This is a genomic window from Methylobacterium sp. AC315 (assembly GCF_979253755.1).
On sequence record NZ_CEEDEA010000003.1, the window covers coordinates 371,905 to 386,392 of the forward strand.

The window sequence follows — 14,488 nt, forward strand, 5'->3', positions numbered from 1 at the left end:
GCACCGTACCGCGGGAGCTCAGGACCGCAGGGCTGCGGTGCCGGCGAACGAGGCCAGGACGAAGGCGACGACGGCGTTCCATCCGGCCAGGGAGATCCCGAGGATGCGCAAGGCCGCCACCGAGCAATCCACGACCTTCGTGTTCTGAAGCGCATTCAGGAATTCGCCGACCTGTCCCGGGTTCGCACCCGTGCCGCCGCCGCAATCGCTCGGGCCCGGCCAGAATCCCCATTCCGCGCCACCATGGTAGACGCCGAGCCCGGCGCCATACAGGAGCCCCAGGGCGGCGAGCCCGAGCGCCAGGCGAGCCAGGCGCTCGGGCGCGAACAGCGCGGCGAGCCCAAGGGGCAGGGCGGCGTAGAAGGGCAGGCGCTCGGTCAGGCAGAGCTTACACGGCGCATAGCCGTAGCCGTACTGCAGCACCAGAACGGCGGCCAGGACCAATGCCGAGCCGAGAGCCAGCCCAAGACCCGCCTTCTTGAGGCGCAGTGCCGACGCGAAGTTCATGGCTACAGGATCACCTTGAACAGCAGGAAGCCGAGGACGATCACGGCGACCGAGATCGCCACGACCACGTTGAGATGCCGATCGAGCACGCCGCGGATCTGGACGCCGTAGCGGCCCAGCAGTCCGGCCAGGATGAAGAACCGGGCCCCGCGGGTGACGATCGACAGCACCGTGAACCAGAACAGGCTGTAATGGGCGAAGCCCGACGTGATCGTGACGAGCTTGTACGGGATCGGCGTGAGCCCCTTCAACAGGATCACCCAATGGCCGTAGCGGGCGTAGGAATCCTGGAAGGTCGCGGCCGAATTCTGCAGCCCGTACAGCCGGATCAGCCACTCGCCGAGGGAATCGAACAGCAGCGCCCCGATCGCGTAGCCGACCAGCCCGCCGAGCACCGAGGCCACCGTGGCGATCGTCGCGTAGAGCCAGACCCGATCCGGACGGCTGACCGCCATCGGGACCAGCATCGCGTCCGGCGGGACCGGGAAGAACGAGCTTTCGGCGAAGGCGACGGCCCCGAGCACGTAGGGCGCGGAGGGCCTGCCGCTGAGCGCGAGGATCCACGCGTAGAGCCGGCGGAGCATTCAGGGTCCGGGTCGTGAGGAAGCGGCCGTCCTTTGAGCACAGGCGCCGCGCCTTGGCCAGATCGGCAATGTCGGCAAAAAACCCGGCCGCGCACCCTTGGCGTGGAGGCCACACTTATGCGAAGAGCCCGACGCGCGCGGGTATGGCGGAATTGGTAGACGCGGGCGACTCAAAATCGCCAGCCGCAAGGCGTGGGGGTTCGATTCCCTCTACCCGCACCATCGTCTCGGCTTCCGAGCGATCGAGCAGCGCGCATCGGACCGGGCCTTTCGCTGCGTCGCCCATGAGAGTCCCCGGTTGTGGCCGCATCGTTGCTCACGCGCGAGCGCTTGCGTCGCGGCCCGTTCGCTCTGACGCCCGACGGATCATCCCCTATCTCTGCCGTCTACGCGGATGCAGGGTCCGCGTTGCGCCGGGGGCGGTAGCGTGAGCCACAACAGACGCGTCGCGATCCTGGGCGCTGGAATGGCCGGCGCCACGGCGGCGCGTCATCTCGCCGAGGCCGGCCTGCCCGTGCAGGTGTTCGACAAGGGACGCGGCGTCGGCGGCCGCATGGCGACCCGCCTTTCGGGCACGATGCAGTTCGACCATGGCGCGCAATTCCTACGTGCGCACGCCGATGCCTTCGCCGCGCGGGTTGCCGACTGGGACATGCGCGGGATCACGGCGCCCTGGGGCGGGGCGATGCGCCGCGTCGGCGTGCCGGGCATGACCGCGCCGGTCCGGGACCTTCTGGCCGAACTTCCCGTGTCCAGCGGTACGACGATCACGCGTATCGTCCGCGACGAGGCGTCCTGGCGACTGACCGACAGCGCGGGCGGGCATCACGGCCCGTTCGCGGCACTGGCGATCACCTTTCCGGCGCCAGACACCGTTACGCTGTTGGCGGCCTCCGGTTTCGCGATGCCCGAGATCCAGCATGCCTCCTACGCACCGTGCTGGTCGCTGATGCTCGCGGTCGATGAGGCGCCCACGGCAGCCCTGATCGAGCCGAAGGACGGTCCGCTCGGGCTCATCGCGACGGACTCGTCGAAACCCGGCCGTCCCGCCGGCATCCGCCTGACCGTACACGCGAAGCCCGATTGGTCGCGCGCGCATCTGGAACTGTCGCGGGATGCGGTCGTGTCCGAGTTGACGCGGGCTGCGGCGGCGTGTCTGGCCGCGCCGCTTCGGCCGAGCTACGCGGAGGCGCATCGCTGGCGCTTCGCCCAGGTCGAGACCGCCTTGGGTCGCCCCTGCCAGTACGATCCCGCGCTCCGACTGGGAGCGGCCGGCGACTGGTGTCTCGGGCCGCGGATCGAAGCAGCCCATGACAGCGGCCTGGCGCTTGCGCAGGCGATCCTCGGCGATCTCGGCCTAGCCGCGTGATCCCGCCCATCGCCTTCCACCCGGCCTACGAATCGAGCCTTCCGGCGGGCCATCGCTTCCCGATGCGCAAATATGGCTTGCTGGCCGAGACGCTGGTGGCCAAGGGGCTGGCGCCGCTCGGCTTCGTCACCCCGGAGCTCGCCGGGGCCGAGATCCTGGTCCAGGCGCACGACCCCGCCTACGTGGCTTCCGTCCTCGCCGTCGCGGTCCCGCCGGAGATCGAGCGCGCCATCGGCCTACCCGTGGATGCTGCCCTGGTTCGCCGCTCGCGCGCCTCCGTGGGCGGGACGCTCCTGGCCGCCCGCCTGGCCTTGGCCGAGGGGCTGGCCGGAAGCGCGGCCGGTGGAAGCCATCACGCACGGCGGCTCCAGGGTGCAGGCTTCTGCGTGCTGAACGACGTGGCCGTCGCCGCCCGCACGCTGCAGGCGGAGGGCGCGGTGAGGCGTGTCCTGGTGGTCGATCTGGATGTCCACCAAGGCGATGGCACCGCGGATTGCCTGGCGCTCTGCCCGGAACTGTTCACGCTCTCGATCCACTGCGAGAACAACTATCCCGCGCACAAGATCGCCGGGGACCTCGATATCGGCCTGCCGGACCGTCTCGATGACGGCGGCTACCTCGACGTGCTGCGCGCCCGGATGCCGCCGCTCCTCGACGCGCTGGCGCCCGACCTGGTGTTCTACAATGCCGGAGTCGATCCGCACCGCGACGACCGCCTCGGGCGGCTCTGCCTGACGGATGCGGGCCTGCTGGCCCGGGATCGGTTCGTCATCGCGCAGGCCCGCACCCGCGCTATCCCGGTCGTTGCGGTGATCGGCGGCGGCTACACCTACGATGTCGAGGCGCTGGCGCTGCGGCATTCACTGGTCTTCGAGGCGATGGCCGCGGAGGCTGCGGCGGACTCCGCCTCCAGGTGAGGCCCGGATGCATCAGGTCCCGGCGGATGAGTGTGGACCGGCGGCCCGGAAAGGTTTTGGGAAGGGTCGCCGCCGAAGATCCGGAAGTCACGGATCGATGAGACGACGCCGGGCGGGCGTGTTGAACAGCTTCGCCCCAGGCAGACATGCTGAAGATCCAGTGACGCCATTGGGACTCAGCCATGCTTACGCGAATCTGGGAGGTCTTGAAGGCGACGATAGCGGCGGTGGCCCTGATCACCGCGGCTCTCGTCTCGGCGGACAAGCTCGATCGGCAGAAGGCGCCGGTGAATGCCGCCGCGTCACAGATCGAGCCTGTGGCGACCGGGGCGATCACGCCGGTCGCAAGACCCTGACCGTACGAGACGCGCTGCAGGATATCCGGCTGAGGTGCCGCATGGCGGTGACGATCCGCGGCGCTGCGGCAGAATAGGTCGGTCGCGCGATAGATATTTCGGTGTGTCGCGGCGTTCACGCCGCACTTCGAGGCTTGGCCGTTAAAGCCCATCCATCATCCGCCTGAGGATTCCCGTCGATGAAGTCCGCCACGTTCGCTCTGCTCGCCCTGATCGCCGGCGCAGCGCCCGCGCTGGCGCAATCCCGTGCCGACCGCGCGGCCTGCACCCCGGACGTGATGCGTCTCTGCGCAGCCCAGATCCCCAACGTGGCAGCGATCACGGTCTGTCTGCGCCAGCAGCGACCGAATCTGAGCGCCGGCTGCCGCACGGTGATGGACCAGTCGGACCGTCCGGTGCGGACTGTCTCGAACGGGCGGTAAGACCCGACATTACCAGCCGTTGATGCGCGGCCAGACTGCTCCGCTCAGCCCGCCGTCGGCGACGACATGGTAGTGGTCGTGCTGGGCGCCGGTGGCGCAAGCATGGTTGGGCAGGATCCGAAGCCGTGCCCCGATCGGCAGGTCGGGGAGGGGCGCTGACGAGCCCGGCCGGAGGGCCAGGATCCCGTGTTCCTGGTTCGCGTCCCGTACGATCAGGTCCGGGTAGGGCTGTCCCGTCCCGTCGCAGGCGATGCCGTAGCCCTGATCGATGGCCTGACGCGCCGTACCGCGGTCGCGGGACAGCGCCATCCAGCCGGCATCCGTGATGATCCAGCCCTTCTCCCGCTGGTGGCCGATCACCGTGGTCAAAACGGTCAGGGCGATCTCGTCGACCCGGCAGGAGCCGACGCCTGCCTGGAACAGGTCCCCGATCATGAATACGCCGGCCCGGACCTCGGTGATGCCGTCGAGGTTGTCGGCGTAGCGCGCGGTCGGCGTCGAGCCGACGCTGACAACCGGGCAGGGCAGGCCGGCGCCGCGCAGGATCGCGGCCGCCGCCACGGCGGCGGCGCGTTCGGCTTCGGCTGCCGCCTTCAGCGCGGCGGGATCGGTGAGGCCGTAGCTGTCGCCCGCATGCAGCAGCACGCCGCGCAGGGAGGCACCGTCGGAGAGCACCCGGCCGATCGCCACCAGCGTATCCGCATCGCGCGGATCGACGCCGGAACGATGACCGTCGGCATCGACCTCGATCAGCACCGGCAGCGGGTCGTCGTTCCGGCGGCTCCACGCCGCCACGGCGTCGGCCTGCTCGGCCGAATCGAGCACGATGGCGAGGTCCGCATCCCAGCGCCGCCGGATCGCCCCAACACGGTCGAGCTTCTGCGGCGCGATCCCGACGGCGTAGATCAGGTCGCGCACGCCCCCCTCGGCGAAGTGCTCGGCCTCCCGGAGGGTCGAGACCGTCGCGGGTCCGGACGGGCTCGCCATGGCGATGCGGGCGACGGCGAGCGATTTCGCGGTCTTCAGGTGCGGCCGCAGCGTTACGCCCAGCCGGTCGAGCCCCGCCCGCATGGTCGCGACGTTGGCAGCCAGCCTGTCCGCGTCGAGGAGAAGGCAGGGCGTCTCGAGTCCGTCGAAGCCGTCCGCCCGTCCGATCCGCCCGTCCGCCATCCGCCTGCTCCCGCCTGCTCCACGCGGGCGCGTTTCTAGACCGCAGCGCCATCTCTGTCGCGCTCCGGTTACGAGGATTGACGATACTCGACGGACAGCCCCGGTTCGGTGGGGCTACGCGCAATCAGGCAGGTCCGCTGATCGCCGCGATGAAGGCTGAAGCGTCCCGGGCGACCTCATCCGCAGGCTTGCCGGGGCGATAGAGGCTCGAACCGAGCCCGAAGCCCACCGCGCCGGCCTGCCGCCAAATGGATACGCTATCGGGCGTGACGCCGCCGACGGCGAGCACGCGGGCGCTGGCCGGGAACACGGCCCGGTGCGCCTTGAGCGCTGCCGGGGTCGCGATGTCCGCGGGGAAGAGTTTCAGGGCGGTCGCGCCGGCTGCGAGGGCGGCGAATGCCTCGCTCGGCGTCTGATAGCCGGGCAGTGAGACGAGGCCCGCGGCTACGGACGCGCCGATCACCGCCGGGTCGGTGTTGGGCGAGACGATCAGGGTCCCGCCCGCCGCCGCGACGTCGCCGACCTGACCGGGCGTCAGAACCGTGCCGGCCCCCACCAGGGCACGCCCGGCGAAGCGTTCGGCCAGCAGCCCGATGCTTCGGAGCGGATCGGGCGAGTTCAGCGGCACCTCGATCAGGGTGAACCCGGCCTCGACCAGCGCGTCGCCGATCGCGGGTGCCTCGTCCGGGGTGAGTCCGCGCAGGATCGCCACCAGGGGGCAGGCCGCGAAAGCGACTTCGAAACGGTCGAGGATCGTCATGCCCGCGCTTTCGAGATGGCCTGCCAGATGGCGTGGATGCCGGCCGTCGTGGCGCCGTCCGGCACGGCAACGGCATGGCCGCCAGCTTCCGTGATCGCAACAGTGTAGAGCGCGGCTAGCGCGCCGCCGCCGAGCAGGTGCACCGGACGCTCGGCCAGATCGGTGCGCGTGCCGACATCCGCGCCGATCATGAGGCCGCTGGCGTAGGCGGCGGCATCGTCAGGCGCCAGCCGGGCGAGCAGCACCCCGGCGCGGACCTCGAACAAGGCGGCGGCGAGGTTGCGCGCCTCGCGCCCGCGGCGGAGCCCGTCCCGGAAGGCGGGACCGTCCGCGACCGCACCGTCCAGCATGCCGGCCAGGATGCCGTGGGTGCGGACCAGGGCGAAGAGTTCGCCGGTCATCACGGTGGCAAAATCGGTGATCGCGCCGTCCACCGTGGCGATCCATTTGTTGTGCGTGCCGGGCTGGCAGAACAACGCCGTCGGCGGCGCGGCGCCGCTGCTGATCGCGCCCAGCACCTGGACCTCCTCGCCCCGCATCACGTCCGGCCGCGGGCCGCTCCGGAGCGCGACACCCGGGATGATCCGCACGTCGGGGGCGACCGCGAGGCTCGCCGCGGCGAGGTCCCGCAACGCTGCGGGCGCATCGATATAGGGAGCTTCGCGCCAGCCGCGCGTCGAGCCGACCATGCCGGCTGCGACCACGATCTGCGCGCCGAAGCGCTCCCGCAGCCGCGCGATCGCGCCGGGATAATCGTCGGGCGATAGCGCGAGGACGCCGCGATCGTCCTGCTGGGTTTCGACGACGACGCCCTCCGCCGACATCGCGTAGGCGCGCCGGTTGGTGGTGCCCCAGTCGACGGCAATGTAGGCCGCTTGGCCGACCATGCGCGCCCTCCCTGCCCGTGATTTGTATGAGTTACAGGCTCGGCCGAAGTTGGGTCAAGCGGCTTGCCGACACCCGGTCGGCCCGGATCGACCGGCCGTCAGGTGCCCTCCGCGCCGGTATCATCATCCCGACGGGATGTTGGCCCGACCCCGGAAAGCATCAGCATATCATGAGCCGGGGATTGTCCCGCCGCGCCGAGCGTTTGCGATGGACTGTTCAGGGCCGGATCGGCGATATGGCAGGCAATAAATCATACGCGGGAGGGACGCGCTTGGCACGGGACGTGATCCTGGCGACCGATGGCTTGACGATGGAATTCAAGGGATTCCGGGCCGTCAACGGCGTCAAGTTGGAAGTCGAGCGCGGGACGATCCATGCGCTGATCGGCCCGAACGGTGCCGGCAAGACCACCTGTTTCAACCTGCTCACGAAGTTTCTGATCCCGACCGCGGGCACGATCCGGTACAAGGATCGGGACATCACCGGGCTGCGCGCCGCCGACGTGGCTCGGCTCGGCCTCGTGCGTTCCTTCCAGATCTCGGCGGTATTTCCGCACCTGACGGTCACCGAAAACGTCCGCATCGCGCTCCAGCGCCGGCGCAGGGGGGATTCGTTCGACTTCTGGCGCCCCGAGAAAGTGCTGCGGGCGCTCAACGGCGAGGCGTTGGCGCTCGTCGAGGCCGTGGGCCTGTCAGAGTTCGCCGACTCGCTCGCGGTGGAACTGTCCTACGGCCGCAAGCGCGCCCTCGAGATCGCCACGACCCTGGCGCTCGATCCCGAGATGCTGCTGCTCGACGAGCCGATGGCCGGCATGGGCCACGAGGACGTCGACCGGACGGCGCAGCTGATCCGGCGGGTCTCGAAGGATCGGACGATCCTGATGGTCGAGCACAATCTCTCGGTGGTCGCGTCGCTGTCCGACCGCATCACTGTTCTCGCGCGCGGACAGGTCCTGGCCGAGGGCGATTACGCCACCGTCTCAAAGGATCCGCGCGTGGTCGAGGCTTATATCGGGTCGGGACATGCTTGAGGCCGCCGTGAAGAGACCCGCGCCGGCCGCGGCGACCGATGCCCTCCTCACCGTCCGCGGCCTGGAGGGCTGGTACGGCGAGAGCCACGTGCTGCACGGCATCGACCTCGATGTCCGGGCCGGCGAGGTGATCACGCTGCTCGGCCGGAACGGCGCCGGCAAGACCACGACGCTCCGGGCGATCATCGGCATCCTGGGTAAGCGCTCCGGATCGATCGTCTATGACGGTGTCGAGACGATCCGAATGGCTTCGCGCAACATCGCCCGGCTCGGCCTCGGCTACGTCCCGGAGGAGCGCGGCATCTTCGCGAGCCTCACGGTCCACGAGAACCTGATGCTGCCGCCGCGGGTGAAGCCCGGCGGCATGACGGTGGCCGAGATCCACACCCTGTTCCCGAACCTGAAGGAGCGTGCGGGCAGCCAGGGCACCAAGCTCTCGGGCGGCGAGCAGCAGATGCTCGCCATCGGCCGGATCCTGCGGACCGGCGCCAAGCTGATCCTGCTGGACGAGCCTACCGAAGGTCTCGCGCCGGTGATCGTGCAGCAGATCGGCCGGACGATCCAACAGTTGAAGTCACAGGGCTACACCATCGTGCTGGTGGAGCAGAATTTTCGCTTCGCGCAGACCTTGGCCGACCGGCACTTCGTCATCGAGCAGGGCAGGGTGGTCGACATGATCCCGAATGCCGAGCTTGACGCAAATATCGACAAGCTTCACGCCTATCTCGGCGTCTGAGGCGGACGACCAATACCTGATCAGCGCCGGAGAACGGCGTCGGACGCTCGGCAAGCGGTCATCCGCTGCGCCGCTGGAGGATAGGAAGACCATGATGTTCGGACGTCTCATCGGGTCCGTGTCCCTCGCCGCCCTCGCGGGTGCCCTGATGATGGGCGGCGCGAGCGCGCAGACGAACGTAAAGATCGGCATCCTGGGCGACCGCTCGGGCGCCTATTCCGACATCAGCGGCGAAGGCTCGGTCGTCGCCGCAAAGCTGGCGGTGGAGGATTTCAAGCCGGCAGAGCACGGGCTGAAGGTCGAGATCGTCTCCGCCGACCACCAGAACAAGCCCGATGTCGGGGCCGGCATCGCCCGGCAATGGTATGACCGCGACGGCGTCGACATGATCACCGACGGCGTGACCTCGTCGGTCGCCCTGGCGATCAGCCAAGTAACCAAAGAGAAGAACAAGGTCTTCATCGATACCGGCGCCGGGACCGCCGACCTCACCGGCCCGCAATGCACGCCGAACACGATCCACTGGGTCTACGACACGGTGGCGCTCGCCAACGGCACCGGCGGCGCCATGGTCAAGCGCGGCGGCAACACCTGGTTCTTCCTTACCGCCGACTACGTCTTCGGCCAGACCCTGCAGCGCGACACCAGCGCGGTGATCACCAAGAACGGCGGCAAGGTCATCGGCTCGGTCAAGACCCCGTTCCCGACCTCGGACTTCTCGTCGTTCCTGCTGCAGGCGCAGGGGTCCGGCGCCAAGGTGATCGGGCTCGCCAACGCGGGCACCGACACGATCAACGCGATCAAGCAGGCCGGCGAGTTCGGCATCACCGAGGGCGGCCAGGCTTTGGCCGGGCTCCTCGTGTTCTCCTCGGACGTGCATTCGCTCGGGACCAAGGTCGCGCAGGGCCTCGTTCTCACCGAGCCGTTCTACTGGGACCTGAACGACCAGACCCGCGCCTTCTCGGACCGGTTCGCCAAGCAGATGAAGGGCAACTCGAAGCCGACCGCCAACCACGCGGGCGTCTACTCCGACGTGCTTCATTACCTGAAGGCGATGGCCGAGCTGAAATCCGGAGCCGACGGTGCCGCCGTGGTCGCCAAGATGAAGTCCATGCCCACCGACGACCCGCTGTTCGGAAAGGGCACCATCCGCGCGGACGGCCGCAAGATCCACGACATGTACCTGTTCGAGGTGAAGAAGCCCTCGGAGTCGAAGGGTGAGTGGGACCTCTACAACAAGCTCGAGACGATCCCGGGCGATCAGGTCTTCCGGCCGCTCAACGACGGCAATTGCCCGCTGGTGAAGGGCTAACGGTGCGGGTCCGGCACGGAGGACGGCTATGACCACGATCTTCGGCGTGCCGACCCAGGCGCTGTTCGGACAGTTGCTGCTCGGCCTGATCAACGGCTCGTTCTACGCGATCCTGTCGCTCGGTCTCGCGATCATCTTCGGGCTCCTCAACATCATCAACTTCGCCCACGGCGCGCTCTACATGATGGGCGCGTTCGTGGCCTGGATGCTGCTGACCTATGTCGGGCTCGGCTACTGGTGGGCGCTCGGGCTGGCGCCGCTGGTGGTGGGGGCCTTCGGCATCCTGCTGGAACGGGTGCTGATCGCGCGCCTCTACAAGCTCGATCACCTCTACGGCCTGCTCCTGACCTTCGGGTTGGCGCTGATCATCCAGGGCCTGTTCCGCAACCAGTACGGCGTGTCGGGGCTGCCCTACGCGATCCCGGCCGAGCTGTCGGGCGGCCAGCGCCTGCCGTTCATGTTCCTGCCGAACTACCGGGCCTGGGTGGTGGTGGCCTCGCTCACCGTCTGCATCGCGACGTGGTTGGTGATCGAGAAGACCAAGCTCGGCGCCTACCTCCGGGCCGCGACCGAGAACCCGACCCTGGTCCAGGCCTTCGGGGTGAACGTGCCGCTGTTCCTGACCCTGACCTACGGGTTCGGCGTGGCGCTCGCGGGTTTCGCCGGGGTCCTCGCCGCCCCGATCTACTCGGTGAACCCGAACATGGGCGCCGACATCATCATCGTGGTCTTCGCCGTGGTGGTGATCGGCGGCATGGGCTCGATCATCGGCTCGGTGATCACCGGCTTCGCCCTCGGCCTGGTCGAGGGCCTGACCAAGGTGTTCTACCCGGAGGCGTCGGCCACCGTGATCTTCGTGATCATGGTGCTGGTGCTGCTCGTCAAACCCGCCGGCCTGTTCGGGCGCACGGCCTGAAAGAGATCAGAGGCTCGATCCCCATGGCCGACACCGCCGCCATCGACGTCGCCCCGATCGCCGCAGCGCTGCCGACGCGCCGCGACGACAAGGCGCTGCACTGGATGATTTTTGTCGGCATCGCGGTCGTGCTGACCGCGGCGCCGCTGATCCTCTATCCCGTCTACCTGATGAAGGTGCTGTGCTTCGCGCTGTTCGCGCTCGCCTTCAACCTGCTGCTCGGCTACGGCGGCCTGCTCTCGTTCGGTCACGCCGCCTATTTCGGCATGGCGAGCTATCTCTGCGCCTACACGGCCAAGAGCCTCGGTTTCACGCCGGAATTGGCGATCCTGTCGGGCACCGCCACCGCGGCCCTGCTCGGGCTGGTCTTCGGCTCGCTGGCGATCCGCCGGCAGGGCATCTACTTCTCGATGATCACACTGGCGCTCGCCCAGATGGCGTTCTTCTTCTCGCTGCAGGCGAAGTTCACCGGCGGCGAGGACGGGATCCAGGCGGTGCCGCGCGGCAACCTGTTCGGGGTGTTCAGCCTCGCCGACGACCGGGCGATGTATGCCGTCGTCTGCGTGGTCTTCATGGCCGGGATGCTGCTGATCTACCGGATCATCCACTCGCCGTTCGGGCAGGTGCTCAAGGCGATCCGGGACAACGAGCCCCGGGCGATCTCGCTGGGCTACCGCGCCAACCAGTACAAGCTCGCGGTCTTCGTGCTCTCGGCGACGCTCGCGGGGCTTGCGGGCTCGACCAAGGCGATCGTGTTCCAGCTCGCCTCGCTCACCGACGTCCACTGGTCGATGTCCGGCGAGGTGGTGCTGATGACGCTGGTGGGCGGCATGGGCACGGTGTTCGGGCCGATCGTGGGCGCGCTGGTGATTGTCACGATGGAAACGTATCTGGCGCAGTTCGGCGCCTGGGTGACGATCATTCAGGGCTGCGTCTTCGTGCTCTGCGTGCTGCTGTTCCGCGAGGGCATCGTCGGCCTGATCGCCCGGATCATCCGCAAGCCGCTGTGAGACGCGGCGGGTGCCGGTTCGTTGACGGATCATTAACCACGCCCCCTCAACCTGCAGTTCCCAGGCTGACAGGTTTGACCATGACGAAGACCCAGCCGCTGAGCATCGACGATCCGGCGGCGGATTGCCCGATCCCGCCGGAAACCGTCGGACAATTGATCAAGGCCGACGCCGACACCGCGACGTACATCCTCGACGGCATCCCCGAGGCGACCCGAGCACGCCTCGCGGTCTGGCTGTATGGCCGCAGCCATACCCACGAGATCGGCGTGCGCGTCGCGGCGACCTGCGACGGCGCCACGCTGCGACGGGCCGCCGGCGTCGTCGGTACCGCCCTCTACGACGCGTCGCGCCGCCCCTACAAGGCGCCGAGCCACGGCGCCCGGCCTGCGGGCAGCCGCATCTCGTTGGGCGGATCGAGCCGCCGCGCCTGAGCGCCGCGGCGTCGCGACACGATCCCTGTCATCCGGTCCGCTAGGAGCGCCGCCGCCCAGCCGCTATCGTGCGCGTCGATGTCCACCCTTGCGCCCGTCATCCGCCGTCTCGACCCGATCCTCGTCGACCGCATCGCGGCAGGCGAGGTGGTCGAGCGCCCCGCCTCGGCCGTGAAGGAGCTGGTTGAGAACGCCATCGATGCCGGCGCCCGCACCATCGACGTGGTGGTGGAGAACGGCGGTCGCCGGCTGATCCGGGTGATCGACGACGGCCGCGGCATGGGCCCGGACGACCTCGCATTGTGCGTCGAACGCCACGCGACCTCGAAGCTGCCCGGCGGCGATCTCTCGGCCATCGACACGCTGGGATTCCGCGGCGAAGCGCTGCCCTCGATCGGTGCCGTGTCCCGGCTCGCGATCACGACCCGTCCCGAGGGCGCCGATGCCGGGGCGAGCCTCACCGTCGAGGCCGGCCTTAAGGGTCCGGTCCGTCCGGCCCCGGCCCAGCGCGGCACTCGGATCGAGGTGACCGAGCTGTTCGCAGCGACGCCCGCGCGGCTGAAGTTCCTGAAATCCGACCGGGCCGAGAACGCCGCCATCGCGGAGACCCTGCGTCGGCTCGCCGTGGCCCAGCCCGGCATCCGCTTCACGCTGCGCGCCGATGCCGGGCAGCCGCTGCTGCTGCCGTCCGAGACCGGACCCGAGGGCGAGCTCCGCCGCTTAACAGCGGTGCTGGGCGCGGATTTCGCCGCCAACGCGCTGCCGGTATCGCTCGCCCGGGAAGGATTCGCGGTCACCGGCCATGTCGGCCTGCCGACCTATCACCGCGGGGCGGCCGGCTACATCCACCTCGTGGTCAACGGCCGCCCCGTGCGCGACCGGCTGCTGCTTGGCGCGGTGCGGGGCGCCTATGCCGACACGCTGGCCTCAGACCGGCATCCGGTGCTCGGGCTCGCCATCGCGTGCGATCCCAACTTGGTCGACGTCAACGTCCACCCGGCCAAGACCGAGGTGCGGTTCCGCGAGCCCGGTCTCGTGCGGGCGCTCGTGGTCAGCGCGATCCACGACGCCCTGCGCCGGGGCGGCGCCCGCTCGGCCACCACCGGGGCCAGCCGGACCCTCGACGCCCTGCGTCCGGCCGGCCCCGCGCTCACGACCCATACCGGCGCCGCCGTGACGAGCCTGTTCCGGTCCGCCCGCCCGAGCTTCTTCCCGGCGAACACGCCCTCCGTGGCGGCGCCGTCGGGCTACAGCCGAGCCCAAGCCTGGCGGCCGGACAGCTGGCAACCGGCAACCGAGCCGGACGACCGCGAGCCGGTGCCCGTCTTCGGCGACGCGCAAGGGTTCGGCGAGGCTCCGCAGGCGCCGTTCGCGCACTCGCCCGAGGCGGATCTCGCGGCCCCGCCCCAGGCGGATGTCCGGCCGGTGGTCGAGGCGGCCGAGGCCGTCGATCACCCGCTCGGCGCTGCCCGCGCCCAGATTCACGAGACCTACATCCTCGCCCAGACTCGGGACGGCCTGGTGATCGTCGATCAACACGCCGCCCACGAGCGTCTGGTCTATGAGCGCATGAAGGCGGAGCGGGCCCGGGGTGGTATCGCCCGCCAGGGCCTGCTGATCCCCGACGTGGTCGAGATGAGCCCGGACGCCGCCGAGCGCCTGGTCGCCGCGGCTTCGGACCTCGACCGGCTCGGCCTGTCGATCGAGGCGTTCGGTACCGGTGCGGTGCTGGTGCGCGCAGTGCCGGCCGCGCTGATCGGCGCGTCCGTGCGCGATCTCGTGACCGACATCCTCGACGCGCTGGAGGCCAGCGGAGACGAGGAGGGCGGCGCCCCCGCCACCGAGGGTGGCCCGCTCGGCCGGCGCCTGGACGCGATCCTGTCGCGCATGAGCTGCCACGGCTCGGTCCGCGCCGGCCGCCGCCTGCGTCCGGAGGAGATGAACGCGCTCCTGCGCGAGATGGAGGCGACGCCGAATTCCGGGCAGTGCAACCACGGCCGCCCGACCTCGATCGAGTTGAAGCTCTCCGACATCGAGCGGCTGTTCGGCCGCCGGTAAGTTCCCGCAAACAGGCATC

Annotated in this window: 16 protein-coding genes and 1 tRNA gene; 12 read left to right on the top strand and 5 right to left on the bottom strand. The window is 69.4% G+C overall.

What is annotated here, in order from left to right; translation table 11 throughout:
* Nucleotides 1–18: 18 nt before the first annotated feature.
* Together AC0IY0_RS06970 and AC0IY0_RS06975 are read right to left on the bottom strand one after the other, a co-directional pair.
* Nucleotides 19–507 (bottom strand): disulfide bond formation protein B, encoded by a 489-nt coding sequence (locus AC0IY0_RS06970; protein ID WP_147908502.1) that lies wholly within the window; start codon nt 505–507, stop codon nt 19–21.
* A gap of 2 nt (nt 508–509) precedes the next feature.
* Nucleotides 510–1,091, bottom strand: a complete 582-nt coding sequence (locus tag AC0IY0_RS06975; RefSeq protein ID WP_147853841.1) for a YqaA family protein — start codon at nt 1,089–1,091, stop codon at nt 510–512.
* A gap of 137 nt (nt 1,092–1,228) precedes the next feature.
* On the opposite strand from AC0IY0_RS06975, the gene AC0IY0_RS06980 reads away from it, so the two are divergent.
* The 5 genes from AC0IY0_RS06980 to AC0IY0_RS07000 all read left to right on the top strand — a co-directional run bounded on the left by AC0IY0_RS06980 (nt 1,229) and on the right by AC0IY0_RS07000 (nt 4,155).
* Nucleotides 1,229–1,313 (top strand) — tRNA-Leu (locus AC0IY0_RS06980).
* 205 nt (nt 1,314–1,518) lie between these two features.
* Nucleotides 1,519–2,460 (top strand): NAD(P)/FAD-dependent oxidoreductase, encoded by a 942-nt coding sequence (locus AC0IY0_RS06985; RefSeq protein WP_471763381.1) that lies wholly within the window; start codon nt 1,519–1,521, stop codon nt 2,458–2,460.
* Complete coding sequence (locus AC0IY0_RS06990) at nt 2,460–3,377, top strand: histone deacetylase family protein (protein ID WP_419830016.1); 918 nt, start codon at nt 2,460–2,462, stop codon at nt 3,375–3,377. The genes AC0IY0_RS06985 and AC0IY0_RS06990 overlap by 1 nt, the downstream gene beginning before the upstream one ends.
* Before the next feature lie 182 nt (nt 3,378–3,559).
* Nucleotides 3,560–3,733, top strand: coding sequence for a hypothetical protein (locus AC0IY0_RS06995; RefSeq protein WP_471763382.1), 174 nt, complete (start codon nt 3,560–3,562; stop codon nt 3,731–3,733).
* A gap of 179 nt (nt 3,734–3,912) precedes the next feature.
* Nucleotides 3,913–4,155 (top strand): hypothetical protein, encoded by a 243-nt coding sequence (locus AC0IY0_RS07000; RefSeq protein ID WP_147908500.1) that lies wholly within the window; start codon nt 3,913–3,915, stop codon nt 4,153–4,155.
* A 9-nt stretch (nt 4,156–4,164) separates the two neighbouring features.
* Here AC0IY0_RS07000 and AC0IY0_RS07005 read toward each other — a convergent pair whose 3' ends face one another.
* The 3 genes from AC0IY0_RS07005 to AC0IY0_RS07015 form a co-directional block, all read right to left on the bottom strand.
* On the bottom strand, nt 4,165–5,325 hold the full coding sequence (locus tag AC0IY0_RS07005) for an alanine racemase (protein ID WP_147908499.1): 1,161 nt from the start codon (nt 5,323–5,325) through the stop codon (nt 4,165–4,167).
* A 124-nt stretch (nt 5,326–5,449) separates the two neighbouring features.
* Nucleotides 5,450–6,085, bottom strand: coding sequence for a 2-dehydro-3-deoxy-6-phosphogalactonate aldolase (locus AC0IY0_RS07010; protein ID WP_461230886.1), 636 nt, complete (start codon nt 6,083–6,085; stop codon nt 5,450–5,452).
* Nucleotides 6,082–6,972 carry a 2-dehydro-3-deoxygalactonokinase gene (locus AC0IY0_RS07015; RefSeq protein ID WP_471763383.1) on the bottom strand — a complete coding sequence of 297 codons (891 nt, stop codon included), beginning with the start codon at nt 6,970–6,972 and terminating at the stop codon, nt 6,082–6,084. Before AC0IY0_RS07015 ends, AC0IY0_RS07010 begins: the two co-directional genes overlap by 4 nt.
* Nucleotides 6,973–7,244: 272 nt before the next feature.
* Between AC0IY0_RS07015 and AC0IY0_RS07020 the strand changes: the two genes are divergently transcribed.
* The 7 genes from AC0IY0_RS07020 to mutL all read left to right on the top strand — a co-directional run bounded on the left by AC0IY0_RS07020 (nt 7,245) and on the right by mutL (nt 14,469).
* Nucleotides 7,245–8,003, top strand: a complete 759-nt coding sequence (locus AC0IY0_RS07020) for an ABC transporter ATP-binding protein (RefSeq protein ID WP_147908496.1) — start codon at nt 7,245–7,247, stop codon at nt 8,001–8,003.
* On the top strand, nt 7,996–8,739 hold the full coding sequence (locus AC0IY0_RS07025; protein ID WP_147938215.1) for an ABC transporter ATP-binding protein: 744 nt from the start codon (nt 7,996–7,998) through the stop codon (nt 8,737–8,739). The genes AC0IY0_RS07020 and AC0IY0_RS07025 overlap by 8 nt, the downstream gene beginning before the upstream one ends.
* A gap of 94 nt (nt 8,740–8,833) precedes the next feature.
* Entirely contained in the window at nt 8,834–10,051 is a 1,218-nt protein-coding gene (locus tag AC0IY0_RS07030) for an ABC transporter substrate-binding protein (protein WP_419829373.1), read from the top strand.
* A gap of 28 nt (nt 10,052–10,079) precedes the next feature.
* Nucleotides 10,080–10,967, top strand: coding sequence for a branched-chain amino acid ABC transporter permease (locus AC0IY0_RS07035; RefSeq protein WP_147855162.1), 888 nt, complete (start codon nt 10,080–10,082; stop codon nt 10,965–10,967).
* A 23-nt stretch (nt 10,968–10,990) separates the two neighbouring features.
* Nucleotides 10,991–11,977 (top strand): branched-chain amino acid ABC transporter permease, encoded by a 987-nt coding sequence (locus AC0IY0_RS07040; RefSeq protein ID WP_419829374.1) that lies wholly within the window; start codon nt 10,991–10,993, stop codon nt 11,975–11,977.
* A gap of 80 nt (nt 11,978–12,057) precedes the next feature.
* Nucleotides 12,058–12,411 carry a hypothetical protein gene (locus AC0IY0_RS07045; protein WP_147855164.1) on the top strand — a complete coding sequence of 118 codons (354 nt, stop codon included), beginning with the start codon at nt 12,058–12,060 and terminating at the stop codon, nt 12,409–12,411.
* Nucleotides 12,412–12,489: 78 nt separating this feature from the next.
* Nucleotides 12,490–14,469, top strand: a complete 1,980-nt coding sequence (gene mutL / locus AC0IY0_RS07050) for a DNA mismatch repair endonuclease MutL (protein WP_471763384.1) — start codon at nt 12,490–12,492, stop codon at nt 14,467–14,469.
* Nucleotides 14,470–14,488: the final 19 nt, after the last annotated feature.

What these genes read in the sequence shown, in the direction of transcription:
- AC0IY0_RS06975 (WP_147853841.1), bottom strand. Translation starts at nt 1,091, where the DNA reads ATGCTCCGCCGGCTCTACGCGTGGATCCTCGCGCTCAGCGGCAGGCCC.
- AC0IY0_RS07005 (WP_147908499.1), bottom strand. Translation starts at nt 5,325, where the DNA reads ATGGCGGACGGGCGGATCGGACGGGCGGACGGCTTCGACGGACTCGAG.
- AC0IY0_RS07035 (WP_147855162.1), top strand. Translation starts at nt 10,080, where the DNA reads ATGACCACGATCTTCGGCGTGCCGACCCAGGCGCTGTTCGGACAGTTG.
- AC0IY0_RS07030 (WP_419829373.1), top strand. Translation starts at nt 8,834, where the DNA reads ATGTTCGGACGTCTCATCGGGTCCGTGTCCCTCGCCGCCCTCGCGGGT.
- AC0IY0_RS07045 (WP_147855164.1), top strand. Translation starts at nt 12,058, where the DNA reads ATGACGAAGACCCAGCCGCTGAGCATCGACGATCCGGCGGCGGATTGC.
- AC0IY0_RS07000 (WP_147908500.1), top strand. Translation starts at nt 3,913, where the DNA reads ATGAAGTCCGCCACGTTCGCTCTGCTCGCCCTGATCGCCGGCGCAGCG.
- AC0IY0_RS07040 (WP_419829374.1), top strand. Translation starts at nt 10,991, where the DNA reads ATGGCCGACACCGCCGCCATCGACGTCGCCCCGATCGCCGCAGCGCTG.
- AC0IY0_RS07010 (WP_461230886.1), bottom strand. Translation starts at nt 6,085, where the DNA reads ATGACGATCCTCGACCGTTTCGAAGTCGCTTTCGCGGCCTGCCCCCTG.
- AC0IY0_RS06970 (WP_147908502.1), bottom strand. Translation starts at nt 507, where the DNA reads ATGAACTTCGCGTCGGCACTGCGCCTCAAGAAGGCGGGTCTTGGGCTG.
- mutL (WP_471763384.1), top strand. Translation starts at nt 12,490, where the DNA reads ATGTCCACCCTTGCGCCCGTCATCCGCCGTCTCGACCCGATCCTCGTC.
- AC0IY0_RS06995 (WP_471763382.1), top strand. Translation starts at nt 3,560, where the DNA reads ATGCTTACGCGAATCTGGGAGGTCTTGAAGGCGACGATAGCGGCGGTG.
- AC0IY0_RS07025 (WP_147938215.1), top strand. Translation starts at nt 7,996, where the DNA reads ATGCTTGAGGCCGCCGTGAAGAGACCCGCGCCGGCCGCGGCGACCGAT.
- AC0IY0_RS07015 (WP_471763383.1), bottom strand. Translation starts at nt 6,972, where the DNA reads ATGGTCGGCCAAGCGGCCTACATTGCCGTCGACTGGGGCACCACCAAC.